This is a genomic window from Moorena producens 3L (assembly GCF_000211815.1).
Taxonomy (GTDB): domain Bacteria; phylum Cyanobacteriota; class Cyanobacteriia; order Cyanobacteriales; family Coleofasciculaceae; genus Moorena; species Moorena producens.
The window spans coordinates 114757-129929 of sequence record NZ_GL890948.1; the positions used below are offsets into that span (position 1 = coordinate 114757).

A 15173-nucleotide genomic window follows, 5' to 3' on the forward strand; every position below is an offset into this window, starting at 1 on the left:
CCTTTGGGACACACCGTCTTCACAAACATACACAATACTGAAGAAAATATTAAGGATTAGAACACATAGTGTGAATTATGAGACTCTGATGTGTCAAGTATGAAAATATACAAAACACAAAAAGTTCACTGACAAAACCTTTGGAAGTAGCCCTGGTTATCGTTTATACCTCATCCCTGCTTCACACCAGATTTCCTTCTGCGACAGCGTTCTGAGCAATATTTGACTTCCTCCCAACAATCTTCCCATTTTTGGCGCCATGTAAAGGAACGTTGACAAACAGGGCAAATTTTTGTTGGCAGGTTCGATTTGGATTGCTTACGTGTCATATTAGTTTTATTATAAACTATGAATAATTATAATTGTAACATTTTATTAAGTTATCTCAAGTTTATTTAAGTTTATTTAACAAAAGTTAATTATACAGCGGTTAATTGTTAATTGTTAATCGTGAATTGTTAATCGTGAATTGACCACTTTTGAGTTTTGATTGTCTATAGAAATTCTAAATAGGTTGTGAAATTTCACGGGGGCAGGATACCCGTACTCACCAGGATTTTGGGTTTCTGAATTTTCACAACTCGTTTATAAAACCTATAATTTTTCCGACTTATCAAGTACTTCGTCCTAGGTTTTAGGCAATAGGTTTTAGGCAATAGGTTTTAGGCAATAGGGAGTAAGGATAAGCCAATTGACTGTACATCATTACTCGGAGAAATGCTATAGTAGTGGACAAAAGAACTCTTCTCGCCTGTCCCAACTAATCGATAACTAGATAACAATTAATCAAACTAAGAGGATATCTGAAAAGTGTTTTTATAGTGAATTTTGCNCNCNCCNCGTACGACGTACGTACGTACGTCGTACGTACGTACGTACGTACGTACGTACGGTACGTACGGTACGTACGTACGTACGTACGTACGTAGTACGTACGTACGTACGTACGTACGTACGTACGTACGTAACGTACTACGTAACGTACGTAACGTAACTAACGTAACGTAACTAACGTAACTAACTACTAACTACTAACTAACGTACGTAACGTACGTTAACGTTAACTTACGTTACGTTACGTACGGTTAACTTAAACGTTAAGGTACTTAACGAACGTTTAACGTACTACTTACTAACGTAGACGTACGTAGACTACGAGTCGATAGACGTCTAACGCTACGTACTACGNGTAACGTGTAGCTACGGTNTACTAACGTAAGGTAACGTACGTACTAATTAACGTTACTTAATCGTAATTACGTAATACTACTACTAACTACTACTACGTAACGTACTAACGTAACGTAACGTTAACGTAACGTAACTAACGTACGTAATACGTACGTAGTACGTACGTACGTACGTACGTACGTACGTACGTACGTACGTACGTACGTACGTACGTACGTACGTACGTACGTACGTACGTACGTACGTACGCCCAAGATTGGGGGATTTAGGGGGCTTGGATGTAGCAAATGAGACTTCTCAGACAACCTCTAACAATTAATCAAGCTAACAATTAATCAAAGAACCTATGCAACCTATTCGACAAGGCGACGTTATTTTACTTCCTGTAGAGCAAATTAATGGACAACATTTACCTCACTTAACCCTAGCAGAAGGAGAGGTAACTGGACATTCTCATCGCATCACTGACGGTGTTGCTCAGTTATACGAAAAAAATGGCATCCTTTATTTACAAGTTGCTTCAAAAACAGCAACCTTAACTCACGAAGAGCATCAGCCAATTGAGCTTCCCCAAGGTAGCTGGATGGTGCGAATCCAACGGGAATATGAACCTCAAGGATGGCGATATGTTGCTGACTAATATCATGTCCGGTTGACTACTTAGATAGCATAGGGAACAGGGAGTAGGGAGTAGGGAGTAGGGAGTAGGGAACAACAATTATCACAATTCCTACACGGATCCCTATTCAAACTTGTAACGTGAAACTTGTAACGTGAAACTTGTAACTTACCAATTACTAATTACTAAGCATTCAGCTGACGGCTGACAGCTGACGGCTGTATGCTTACCTCGATACTATCTCCTTAAATCTTATCCAGTTGAACCAAAGCATTGTAGTCTGGAATATCAACTTCAGGCGATCGCTTGCCTTTATCCAATAGCACATTCCCTTCGGGCCAATGTACCTGTAAATTTCCTGGTGTAATCGGTGCGATATGGATGTGTCCTTGGAATTGACCCTTTTGATTCCTCAGAATTACGGCATCGCCATGGTTTAATCCCAGTTTTTTAGCATCCACCTGACTAATCAGCACCGCCTTTCGCTTTGCCCCAGTAATGGCATCTTTCTGTTCTTGCACCATGCTGTTAAATTGCTTACCTCGCCTGGTGGCTACTAGGAAATGACCTTCTGGCAGTTCATGCTTGGGTGGAGATAAAGGGGAAAAATGGGCTAACCCATCCGGTGTGGGGAAATTCCAGCCAAAGCAAAGATGGGAACCACCATACTGGAACTGATCACCTGCTTCCTTAAGATGTTGGATACCAGCATACTGGGGGATAACCTGGGCAATTTCTGCCCGAATCGCGGCTGTGCTATCAAAGTGTAATTTATCTGCTAAATCCGGACGCACTCGCCTTGCTAGTTCCATAAACACTTCCCACTCCGGACGGGCTTCCCCAATCCGAGGGCCAGGAATTTCTGGACTGAAAATCACCCTTCTCTCGGTACTGGTTTCAGTGACTCCCCCTGGGATTTCGTAGCGAGTCGTGGCGGGTAACAAGACTACGGTTTCCCCAGGTTCTACTAACATTTGACTGGAGAGGACAATATCCATATGAACTCTCAGAGGGATTCGCTGTAGTGCCTCTTTGATATATTCTGGTTCTGGCAACACCTCCAGGAAATTGCCTCCGACGGAAAATACTATATCCAACTCCCCTGAATGGGCAGCATCAATCATTTCTGCTGCTGTTAATCCTTTGGTGGTGGGGACCTCAAACTGCCATTGTTGGCTGAGCTTGGCAGCATTTTCTGGAGTAATGGGCTTACCACCAGGAAAAACCGTGGCATAGCATCCCATTTCTGCTCCTCCTTGCACCCCAGAATGGCCCCGAATCGGCATTAACCCACAGCCTTCTCGACCAACAAACCCTTTTGCTAAGGCTAGGTTAATGATGGCTCGCACATTATCTTCGCCACACTGATGCTGGGTAATACCCATGCTCCAGACAAACACAGCTTTATCAGCTTCAGCTAGCATCTTGGCAAAGGCGTACATATGTTCACGGGAAGTACCGGAAAGCTGTTCTAGTTCTTCCCAGGATTGGTTAGCGAGGGTTGCTTTTAATTGCTCAAAATTAGTCGTATGATTTTTGATGAAGCATGAGTCTACCCAATTGTTGGCAATCATTTCCTTGAGGGTGCCATTGAGGAATGCCATATCCCCACCCATATTGATTAAAAAGAAGTCTTCGGCAAATTTAGTACCAAATAAGGCACTTTCGGGAATCGAAGGCACCCAATAGCGTTCCATACCTGGCTCTTGGTAAGTGTTAATTACCACGATTTTGGTACCAGCCTTCTTGGCCCAGTGGAGATACTTAACTGTAACTGGCTGATTGTTAGCAACGTTAGAGCCAATAAATACTAATAAATCGGTGCCAATCCAATCTTTATAAGAACAGGTAGTAGCTGCTACTCCTAATCCGGCTTTAAGTCCAGCAGTACTGGGAGAATGGCAGATGCGAGCAGCATTATCTATATTATTAGTCCCGATCGCCCGCACTGCTTTTTGGGCAGCGTAGTAGGTTTCGTTTACTGTACCTCTACTGGTTAGATAAACGCTAAATCGGTTGGTGGTGCTATCGGTGGGTGAAGGGAAACTATTCCGTAGGGAATCGCTGATTAATTCCAGTGCTTTATCCCAGCTAATTCGACTGAATCCTTTCTCCCCTCGTTGCCGCATCATGGGGTAAGGAAGCCGTCCCAAATCCCGCAGTTGGATACTTTTTTTCTTCTGAAGCTGGGAGACATCTGCTAAAATTTCGGGGTCAAATGCTGGCATGGTATTCATCCGCAACAGCCGCAGCCGGACATTACAGACATGGACGCCATCAAGAGTCCAGTCTTTCATACCAGTAGTGCCAAGGGCGCAACCGTCGCAGACTCCGTGATTTAAGATATCCCAAGCATAGGATAACTGGTCTCGGTTTTCCCAAGCTGCTCTGAATACTTCCCAATAATTATTCGGGTATTGTTCACCAATACCGAATGGTTTCCAGTTTGCCCAGTGGGAAGGAGTCCAGCGTTTTTTGGGTTGACGCAGCATGAGTTTGGAGTAATGTAAAAATCTGGGTACTTGATCAGGTTATCATAAACTTATAGCAATTATCATAGCTATGAGGTAAACAATTTCTAGATTTTAGGGAACAGCGGATCTGGGAACAGGGAACAGGGAGCAGGAAACAGGAAACAAAAAGTATCACAATTTATTTATAATTGCTATATAAATTAAATGATTAAATTAAAGGTTGATTATGAAATTAATGAGGTAATATAACCGTTGATTAATGTTAATATAATTGAGTTATGGTTAGTATTGAGAAATTTTTGTTTTGTGTTGATAGTCGAGCGATCGCTTAATTTAGGAATGCCATTAAAAGTTATCTAAATCTATAGTATTTATCAAATAGGTGAGGTAAATTTTTAATGTTAAGGAATAGGGAATAGTAATCCAGTTCTACTCCCTACTCCCTACTCCCAGATCCGCTGTTCCCTGTTCCCAGATCCGCTGTTCCCTGCTTTTACAGATAAATTTTAAACTTGGTGCAAGCTCTGAGTATAAAGTATGAATCAGCACCGTAGCAAAACTAAATCCCAAGTCTGGGTATTGGAAAACAGCCAAGTGCGATCGCGTTTAGATCAACTGGCAACAGAGGAACCCTTGGAAATTCGCCTGACCTCTCCCCAGAAAACCGTAGCTGTGACTATGCGCACCCCAGGGGCAGATTTTGAACTAGCAGCCGGGTTCCTCTACAGTGAAGGAGTTGTAAGGCATCGGGATGATATTCAACGGATTAGCTACTGTGTGGATGCTAATCGAGATGGTCAACAGCGCTATAACATTGTGAATGTGGCCCTGAGGGAGGAACTGACTCCAGATTTGCAGCCCCTGGAACGTCACTTTTTTACCACTAGCGCCTGTGGAATTTGTGGAAAAGCCAGTCTTGAGGCACTACGGTTGCGAGGGTGTCCAGTGATGTCTGATAGCCTGGAAGTCAGTACTGAGGTGATTTACAGCCTCTCGGAACAGCTGCGTTCCGCCCAATCAGTGTTTTCCACAACTGGGGGAATCCATGCTGCTGGGTTGTTTAATACCCAAGGAGAGTTACTATCCTTACAAGAAGATGTGGGACGTCACAATGCTCTGGATAAATTGGTGGGTTCAGCCTTATTAACTAATCAACTGCCCTTAAGCGATCGCATTGTGATGGTCAGTGGGCGCTCTAGTTTTGAGATTTTACAGAAATGTCTGATGGCTAGGGTACCAATTGTTTGCGCTGTATCCGCTCCCAGCAGTCTGGCGGTAACCCTAGCCAGAGAGTTTGGGATTACTCTAGTGGGATTTCTGCGGGGAAAACGGTTTAATGTTTATTCTGGGAAAGAGCGTATCTCTAGTTTGTGTGATCATGGTTGATATCTCAGCATTCAGCCGTCAGCGGTCAGCGGTCAGCGGTCAGCATTCCGTAACTCAGATTAAACTTTTGCTTACCTATTGTCTTGATGCAATAGCGAGTGGGGGAAACCCCCTTTGGCCGACTGCATCGCTTATTCAAAAGCTGTTTGGTGTAGCTTACCCTATGTCCATAAGCACATCAAGTAGGGTGGCACAGGCTTCAAGCCTGTGCCACCCATTAGCTGATAGCTGATAGCTGATAGCTGATAGCTGATAGCTGATAGCTGACGCTAGATTACACCACAAAATCGTCAGCCGTAATCAGATTGACGTTCACATCAGTCAAGAAAGCTAACGGTTGATTATTTTCAGTTGTGATCCAAGTGTCACCATTTTGTTCAAAGATAGAAAGTGACCCAAAGGTTAGACCTCCCTCTAATTTCAACAAATCTAGACCATCTTCAAAGTCAACAATAGTGTTCTTGCCTGCAGTGGACAAGACAAACATGTCTTTTCCACTGCCACCAGTCAGGATGTTATCTCCTTGACCACCATTGAGGAGGTCGTTACCGCTACCGCCAAAGAGTTTATCTTGACCTTGACCGCCTAAAAGGGTGTCATTACCATCGTCTCCAAACAATTGATCATCACCGTCACCGCCGTCAAGGAGGTCGTCACCAGCCAGTCCTTGGAGGGTATCTTGACTGTTAAGACCCTTGAGGGTGTCGTTCCGTGAAGTACCAGTGAGATTATCATTGTTTGAGGTGCCAATTTCCGTGATACCCACAAGCAGTATAGAACTCGCATCTGAGAGAGTCCATGCGCCACGCCCCAGAGTTCCAGCTACTAGTAGGTCATCGCTGGGATCGTAGTCAAGATCCCAAACAGGAACATTGGGTAAATCGGTTCCTAGCTTTAACCAATCGGTGAAATTACTGCTGCTAGTTGCTGAAAAGATGCCTATATTGCTGCCAACTACAATCCCATCTACCGTAGAACCGGAAATAAACTCAATTGATCGCAAGTTCAAATCCCCTGGCTCTAAATTTAAGTTGGTGGCGAATTCTTGCAGGTTGCCCGTGATATCCATCCAGTTATTTGCATTGGTGGTCTGAAATACCTGGTCATCATCAATGGCAAAGGCAGTCATCCAGTCGTCGCTATCGAGTACGATATCTCCAACTGTTTCACCAGAATAGTTAGTGTTCGCTAATGTCCCGCCTGATGTGGTGCGGGCAAATATGTTAAATCCCGATCCGACATAAAGTACGTCTGGATTATCTTGCCCATTCCGACGACCACCATAGGCAATTGGATCACCGTCACTGCTGTTGACTCCCACACTACCGCCCCCAGCCGTGTTCACAATAGTGACGTTATCACCCTGGTCAAACGATTCGTAGACGCTAGTGAATCCACCAATAGCAATACGGTTGGGATCAACTTCATTGACTACTACAGGTGTGACAAATTGTGTATCAAAAATGTTTAAACCATTGAGAGTAGGAAAAGTCTGGCTGATTAGGTTGTTATTTGCATCATAGACCCGACGTCTGAAACCAGCTAGAAATTGAAAGCTTGAGTATCGCACCGATTGCTGATCGTTATTAGGATCAATCGAAACTGCGACATCGCCACCATCAGCCGTAGACACGCTATCCCAGACAACTGAATCAGAGTTATTTTGTTGTGTTGTTCCTGTATCTTGGTTTCCGCTGATGATAATGTTGGAAACAGTATCGTAAGCAATATCGTGGATCTCAGTCACCTGCAAATTGCTATTGAGGGAAAACCAATCCCCAGTGTTGTCTTGTGGATTGGTGCGGCGGTAAATTCCTCCATCATCCACTTCAATGATGTCACCATTGGCATCGAAGGTAATTTCGCGGGAATCGGCGTGTGGTGAACTGTTGTTTGCCGTTCCGCCCCCACTAAAGTCGCCTTGGCTGTGAGTTAACGGTTGCCACTGGGGAGAGTTGATATTTTCTGGATTGCCTGGGTCCGTGGGATTTTCATCTGTGTCTCCCCGAAATAGACGACCAGAGAAATCATTAGCTCCTATGGCATTTGGAAACGGGATGTCTTGACGATCTCCACCTACATAGACCACATTTGGATTATTCGGGTCGGCAATAATTGAAAAGTGGATAGCTCCCTGTCCACCAGGCTTTTCCCTGGGGTTTAGTCCTTCAAAGTCGCCATTTCTCTCTTCGGTAACCGGCAGATCCATTTGAGTCCAAGTTGGGTTGGTTGCCGTTGGATTGTCTGTAAATCCGATATAAGAGGCTTGGCCATTGGTGAGAACAGCAGTGTATAGGCGACCATTGCTTGCGACCGCCATCTCTGTGTTATTATTACCTACCCCAGTGATGACCCCATCTAGATTCGCATCCTGATCAGATACGTTAATCCAATTAGCTCCACCATCATCTGAACGAAAAATACCGTTGCCCTGAACCGATACGTAGAAACGCTGGTTGTTAGTTGGGTCACCCACTAGATCAAAGGCAGCTCCGGCATCAAGTCCATTGCTACCTGATCTGAATTCCCAGGTTGCACCATTGTCAGTGCTGCGGTACACACCCCCTTGAGTACCACCACCAAAATTATTAGCACTGACTAAGAGCGTGTTCCCGCGAGAGGCCACACCTGAAATATTTCTTCCTGACAGCAAAGTTTCATCGGCTTCATCAACCATACCGTCACGATCGTTGTCCAGGTTATCAGCCGTTGCCAGTTGAGTCCAGGTCTTTCCTCCGTCAGTGGTCTTTAACAAACCCGTTAAAGCTCCCCCACGTCGTCGGAAAGAACTGAAACGACCTATGCCAGCAATGATCGTTTGATTGGTTGGATCACTCGGATCAAATTCCATTGCGCCAATGGAATTCCCTAGCAAGTCATCCGTCAGCGGTGTCCAGTTAGGGCTGCTGTCCGTTGCATTCGTTGTTTTCCAAATCCCGCCATTTACGGCTCCGATATAAAGGATATTGGCATCATCAGGGTGAGCAAGCACCGTATGAATTGCCCCAACCACCTCATTATTAGGCTGAACATTCTCAACTTGCCCATTCTGTGCCGGACTCGGTCCCTGGGCGATCCACTGTCCTTGAGGAGTAGCTAAAACTGAGCCATAAACTGCTCGTGTTGCTGCCTGAAATGCCAACGGGACTTCAAGATTACTGGTGGTGATCTCTAGTTCCCAGTCTCCTCCCAGTGCCCCAGAACCAGTGGGTTTTGTAGAAGCAGCAATTTCCGCCCCAGTTAGGTAGTGTAGCTTTTCCACAAACTCAATACCCGCATCCCCAGCAGCAACATTGCAACCGTAGAGAAGGATAGGAATAGAAGTGAACTTGCCTTCCTGAGTAACAGAATTTGAAGGAATCCAGGTCTTTAGTTGTCCACCATAGTGATTTAGAGTGTCTAGATTTAACTGGCTATTCCCTAAATACAAACACCCCGGTGAACCGTGAGAAACGATGTGAATAGCAGTAATATCAGTGCGTCCTTGCAGAGCCTTGGTAATTTCTTCAACGCCATCCTGTGTAAAGTCCAGGACAATCACCTCAGCTTCCGGTACCGTACCATTAACTAAACTCTGATAATCATCTACCCCTGAGTCAATAAAAACAATAGTGCTAGAGGTTTTGGAGTGACTTCCCAGAGCGTTGTGTACCTCAATCTCCCCAAAGTTCAACGACTTATCGAGATCGTTAAAACTTGCATATTTGATATCAAACATGCTAAAATGCCCCTTTATAATGTGTTGGTTTGTAACAGTAGCCACTGGTCAAATGGCTACTAGTCTCAGCAGTCGTATAAAATCCGGTTGATTACTGTTAGCATCCTGCACATTAGTATTAGTAGGTGGCTGCCATCCACCTACTAATTGTGACAAGTTGCTAACAGCATCAAGCATTCGATAATAAGGGTTTGACTGATTATAATCTCAACCAAAATTAGCAATCAGATATTTAGGATAATATTTGCGACCTCAACAATCATAACTACCAATCCGGCAAATTTAGGCGAAGCTTTGATGAAGTATCACTGAAGTTTTATTAACATTAAGGCAGGGCTTTCACATTTATAGGGCTTACGCATTTGCCCCCTAAATCCCCCAATTATGGGGTACTTTGACATCATTACCCCTCCCGGTGCGCTTTCCGCATCTAATTATTAAATTCGCCACGGGTCGCACCGAAAAATTGGGGGGCTAGGGCGTGTCTTCAAACTCCGAGTACCCCCGTTTCCCTTAAAAAAGGGGGACTTTGAGTATGGCTCCCCCCTTAATAAGGGGGGCTGGGGGGGATCTAATATCTTGCGGAAAACTTTGAAAACACACCCTAGGGGGGCGAAATCCACTTAACTGCGTAAGTCCTGATTTAATCAGATATAGCGTTTGTATTTGATTTGTGAACATACTCCCAAAGGGCAAGAGGCAACAGGCAACAGGCAACAGGCAAGAGTAACCCACCCGACACCTGACGTCAAATTAAAAAACCTACACCCTACACCCTACACCCTGCTCCGAAGTCCCTGCTCCCTAAAACCCAGAGATTTGTACCTCATCAGTATAATAATTGCTAGATATGATTAATCACAACGATGCTAAAAAATCTGCTCAAAAAAATCTACTAAAACTATTCCGTATACCCCTAAAAGCCACTCTAATTGGGTTTTTCCTTATCAATGGAGGATGCTTGGGAGGATGCTTAGCCCAGACAATTCCACTGACCGAAAATCTGATTAACCTCGATTCCGATCACGGCGAACAGTTACTGATGGCAAGCCAAGCCCGAGAAGACTATTTGCCCCTAAGTATTCAGTTTGTGACTCAGGAAAAGCTTACTTACTGTGGAGTAGCTAGTATGGTTATGGTGCTGAATGCTTTATCAATTCAAGCTCCAAAAGCACCCGAATTTAGGACTAACCGCTTCACCCAGAAGAATGTTTTGAATGCCAAAACTGAGCAAGTGCGCATGGCTGAGGTGATTGCTCGTCGGGGCATGACTTTGGAACAATTAGCAGGATTATTGGAAACTTATCCAGTTAGAGCAGAGGTTTACCATGGTGGTGATTTGACCCTGGATGAGTTTCGCAACATAGTGGTGAAGAATTTGCAAGAAGCGGAAAATTTTGTCTTAGTCAATTACTCACGCAAAGCCATTGCTCAGAAAGGTCCGGGACATATTTCTCCTTTAGCTGCCTACAACCAAGAAGCAGACCGTTTTCTGATCCTAGATGTCTCTCGTTACAAATATCCTCCGGTCTGGGTCAAGGCTGAAGAATTGTGGCAAGCAATGGCGACTAAGGATTCAGAGTCTAAAAAGACACGGGGGTTTGTGCTGGTGAGTCCCCGTTGATTGTCAAATTGATGGCATTTTCATTAATCTATCAATATTGAGGTTTATTTTAAGCTGACAGCTGACAGCTGACAGCTGAAGGCTTACAAATTAATCATTAAAATTAATCGGTTCTCCCATTGATCAATGTTTTGTCTGTGACCAGCAAAGACAAGAAAATAAGTAATGGCAAAAACACAATTGCCCAGCCAAGTCCTAAAGCCCAGGCTGGGTATCCTTCATAGGGAGTCCTAATATCTTTTGAAAACTGGGTTGCTAGCAAAGCGACTAAAGCCATAGGAATCAGGTATTTTATAGAAAAATTCCACCATTTACCAACCGTCCAATCACTAACTTGGTTCATGTATCGTCGCAGCTTTTCTGCACCATACACCCATCCCACTAGGATAGATTGGAAAATAGCTACCAACATCAAGTTATAGTTAGTAACAAAATGATCTACAATATCTAAAATGTATAATCCAGCTCTGGTAGTGTAAATAATTCCAGCAATAAATCCCCCTAGACAAACCCCAATTGAAACCTTAGCAACATTTCCCTGTTGTTGTTTGTCGAGGATAGTCGCATTCAAAGCTTCTACTAGGGAAAAAGCGCTGTCGATGCCTAGGGAAAGCAGCATCACAAAAAACAGCAGACTGAACAGCCAAGGCAAGGGCATTAAGCTTAAAGCTTCCGGAAAAACCACAAACGCTAGACCCGGACCAGAAGCAGCCAGCTCTGCCAAGGGGGTGTTGGTAACTCCTGCCATATATCCCAAAATTCCGAACACCACAAAACCGGCAAATAAGCTGATACCACTGTTGATCAAGGCAGTTAACCAGGTATCTTTAGCAATGTCATCCTCTGAGTTCTTGTAGCTAGCATAAGTCACCATAATTCCAAATCCCAGAGATAAGGTAAAGAAAATTTGTGAGAATGCAGCTGTCCAAACTTCGGGGTCAACTAATGCACTCCAAACCGGAGTAAGATACAGTTTCCAGCCATTGAGGAAACCTGGTAAAGTTACTGCTCGTAATAGCAATACCCCCAGTAAAATAATCGGAAGTGGCACGCTGTAGACAACGACTTTGCCCACACTGGTCGTGCCTTTCCAAACACAGAAATAAATCAAGACCCAGACTACAAGTAGAGACCATAAGATTGGCCAGTTGATACCACCTAATACGTTGACCCCATCACTGATTTGCAGAACACTATCAAAGAAGTAGCTTTTAGCATCACTCGACCACTTGACCCCAAAGGATGCCAGAAAGTAAATCAAGCTCCAGCCCATCACAACTGCATAATAGGAGACAATGATAAAGGCTGACATCAGGGCAAACAGACCGAGACTGCCGAAATTGGGGTGTAATTTCCTAAATGAGCCTATGGCTCCCCGTTGCATTTTTTGTCCTACCGCAAATTCCAGCATCAACAGTGGAACCCCAATTAGGACTAAAGCGATCAGGTAAGGCACTAGAAATGCTCCCCCACCGTATTTCCCAGCTAGGTAGGGAAAGCGCCACACATTCCCTAAGCCAACTGCAGAACCTACTGCTGCGAGGAGAAATACTGTTCTTGAAGCCCAACGTTGACGAGCCATCTACAATTCCCTCTATCTTGATAGTTCATGCTTCATACTTCATCCTTGATACTTCATCTTTTACAATTCATGCTTCATACTTCATACTTCTTTAAATTATTGTCATCGGTTTGCTTATTCCATCACAGGTTTTAGGGAGTAGGGAGTAGGGAGTAGGGAGTAGGGAGTAGGGAATAGAAAAAAAATTATCTGTATCTCATTACTATGAGAAACTTTTATAGCGTTTCTCGCAGTTATAATATAGAGTCTTCTTTGACGTTGATTTCCTATCTTGATGCAGCGGATCGCTATTCCCTGTTCCCTGTTCCCTGTTCCCTGTTCCCTGTTCCCTGTTCCCTAAAACCCAAAAAATTTGTACCTCACCTAATTGAAAAACCATATATTTCACTTCAACGTGCTTGGTAACTTTACGCCCAGTACTATCGCTCTTCCTGCCATAAACAAGGATAAAGCTAACCAAAGAAGATGAACACTTTGAAACTGCCAAGACGCCACAGCCATAGGGACAAATCCCACCACCAAGGCGATTACGGTAGAATTACGTAAGGTCTGTCCTGCAGCTAAGCCCAGAAAATAACCATCCAGCATAAACGCAATGGAACCAAATCCTAACACCAGGAGTAACCAAGGAACATAGAGAGTAATCGATTCGATCACCTCAGTGTGGTTTGTTAACAGCCCAAAGAGTGTCTGGGGAAACAGGATAAACAGGAAAGCAAAGTTAAGTCCCAATAGCAAACTGCTTCCTCCAGCAATTTTCAATAAAGGGACTAACTGCTCTTTTGCTCCCTGACCTTGTAAATTACCCGTCAGAGTTTCCGTAGCAAATGCCAATCCATCAATAAAATAAACAGCCAAGCTGAACACCTCTAGTATCAAAGCATTTTCCGCCAAGATTGTGGTACCAAGAGCTGAGCTCAAATTGGTAAAAATAGACAAGGTAAAAAGAATCGCTAAGCTTCTGATAAAAAGATTACTATTTAGGGTAAAAGTAGCTTTTATATCCAACAAGTTCCAAATTCGTTTGGCTACTGCTCTTAGCTCTTGCCACTTTATTTCTTGGCTAACTAAAACTATGCCCACTAAAACCATCACGTATTGACTAACTGCTACGGATAATCCAGCGCCAGTGCTTTCCCAACCCCACCGAATAATAGTAAAGTAATCGCAAACTATATTAGCGGTGTTACCGATAATGGACAGCAGCAAAACCTTACCACTCATTTCTCTACCGAGAAACCAACCAATCAGTACGAAATTGAGTAATGTTGCAGGAGCTCCCCAAATCCGAGCATTAAAATAAGCAATACCGGAAAATTTGACATCTGGTGTAGCACTTAACAAAGCAAATCCAAGCTCTCTGAGAGGATACTGTAAACTTAAGATAACTACACCTAAAATCAGAGCAATTAAGCCATTACGAAGTCCCACCAGCAACATAGCATCTCGGTCATTTCCTCCGACAGCTTGAGCGGTTATCCCAGTAGTTCCCATCCGTAAAAAAGCCAAACTATTGTAGATTAAGTTAAACAGGATGGTGGCGAGAGCGACTCCAGCTAAGTGGCGGATTTGATCTAAATGACCTAAGAAAGCCACGCTGATTAAACCCGCAAGGGGTATCATGAGAGTAGAAAGAATATTGATGATCGCCAGTTTCCAGAAGCGATAGACCACATTGTCTTGGTTTGAGCAAGTAAAAGTCATCAATTTATCTTAAAAATTCAGGCATGATTTAGTGTAAAATTAAGGATTTTATACCTTTTAAAAAAGGTTAGCTTAGTGGCTTTATCAAGTCGATACTATAGAGGATAATATTTTTATATCCCGAGATTAATATAGATATAATTATCGACTATAATATAAAGAATTACGACGACCATAACCCTAAAGATGAAACTGATGATTTTTTTGATGTTTTTTTTAAAATTACCTATACAAGGATACCATAAAGGAAAAGTAAAGACTAGTTGCCAGAGTAACAGCAAGGCACCTGGACAAGCTAAAATCAATAAGCTGTTAATTCTTAACTACTGACGGCGGAGGCTGAGGATGAGTAAAGTCAAGACGATTCAAAAACTATACGCGGAATGGGTGACATCAGAGAACTTTCAGCCCTACGGTCAAGTCATCTTTGCAAGTGTTGACGGCAAACCCTATGATCAAGATGATGCTCAGTTAAACCTCGAAAATGGGACATCCCGGTTTTATATCATGCGGCTACACCACAAAGGTCGTAAGTTTGATAAAATTACTCGTCATGTCCAATGTACTCAGTGTCTCGGTTCTCTAGAAGGGAAAGACTGGTTCATGGCTGTAGCTCCTCCCAATCAGGATGACCAACCAGTTTTAGAGGATATTGCGGCTTTTCGGATTCCAGGTAACTGCTTTATTAAATTAGAAGTAGGAACTTGGCACGCTGGTCCCTATTTTGACCAGGAATTTATAGATTTCTACAATTTGGAACTTGCTGATACCAATGTCGTCGATCATTTTACCCATGATTTTCTAGACAGCCATCAGTTACAGTTTGAAATTGTTATAGCAAAGGGAGTAGGGAGTAGGGAGTAGGGAGTAGGGAG

General features: G+C 43.5%; 9 protein-coding genes. 4 read left to right on the forward strand and 5 right to left on the reverse strand.

Annotated features, from left to right (window positions below; all coding sequences use genetic code 11):
* Positions 1-170 precede the first annotated feature (170 nt).
* Entirely contained in the window at positions 171-329 is a 159-nt protein-coding gene (locus LYNGBM3L_RS37000; protein WP_071986927.1) for a DUF2256 domain-containing protein, read from the reverse strand.
* Between the two features lie 1208 nt (positions 330-1537).
* Between LYNGBM3L_RS37000 and LYNGBM3L_RS23090 the strand changes: the two genes are divergently transcribed.
* Positions 1538-1831, forward strand: a complete 294-nt coding sequence (locus LYNGBM3L_RS23090; RefSeq protein WP_009149399.1) for a DUF8820 family protein — start codon at positions 1538-1540, stop codon at positions 1829-1831.
* A gap of 224 nt (positions 1832-2055) precedes the next feature.
* Here the strand turns inward: LYNGBM3L_RS23090 and LYNGBM3L_RS23095 are convergent, their stop codons facing one another.
* Entirely contained in the window at positions 2056-4302 is a 2247-nt protein-coding gene (locus tag LYNGBM3L_RS23095) for an FdhF/YdeP family oxidoreductase (RefSeq protein WP_009149400.1), read from the reverse strand.
* 519 nt (positions 4303-4821) lie between these two features.
* Here LYNGBM3L_RS23095 and fdhD point away from each other — a divergent pair.
* Positions 4822-5670: a formate dehydrogenase accessory sulfurtransferase FdhD gene (fdhD, locus tag LYNGBM3L_RS23100; protein ID WP_009149402.1), complete on the forward strand. Its 849-nt coding sequence runs from the start codon at positions 4822-4824 to the stop codon at positions 5668-5670.
* Positions 5671-5944: 274 nt separating this feature from the next.
* Here the strand turns inward: fdhD and LYNGBM3L_RS23105 are convergent, their stop codons facing one another.
* Entirely contained in the window at positions 5945-9388 is a 3444-nt protein-coding gene (locus LYNGBM3L_RS23105) for a DUF4347 domain-containing protein (protein ID WP_009149404.1), read from the reverse strand.
* Positions 9389-10238: 850 nt separating this feature from the next.
* Here LYNGBM3L_RS23105 and LYNGBM3L_RS23110 point away from each other — a divergent pair.
* Entirely contained in the window at positions 10239-11012 is a 774-nt protein-coding gene (locus LYNGBM3L_RS23110; protein ID WP_009149408.1) for a phytochelatin synthase family protein, read from the forward strand.
* Positions 11013-11115: 103 nt separating this feature from the next.
* Here LYNGBM3L_RS23110 and LYNGBM3L_RS23115 read toward each other — a convergent pair whose 3' ends face one another.
* Positions 11116-12594, reverse strand: a complete 1479-nt coding sequence (locus LYNGBM3L_RS23115; protein ID WP_009149410.1) for a sodium-dependent transporter — start codon at positions 12592-12594, stop codon at positions 11116-11118.
* 384 nt (positions 12595-12978) lie between these two features.
* On the reverse strand, positions 12979-14298 hold the full coding sequence (gene gntT, locus LYNGBM3L_RS23120) for a guanitoxin biosynthesis MATE family efflux transporter GntT (protein ID WP_009149415.1): 1320 nt from the start codon (positions 14296-14298) through the stop codon (positions 12979-12981).
* A gap of 345 nt (positions 14299-14643) precedes the next feature.
* Between gntT and LYNGBM3L_RS23125 the strand changes: the two genes are divergently transcribed.
* Positions 14644-15162, forward strand: a complete 519-nt coding sequence (locus LYNGBM3L_RS23125; protein WP_009149420.1) for an ureidoglycolate lyase — start codon at positions 14644-14646, stop codon at positions 15160-15162.
* Positions 15163-15173: the final 11 nt, after the last annotated feature.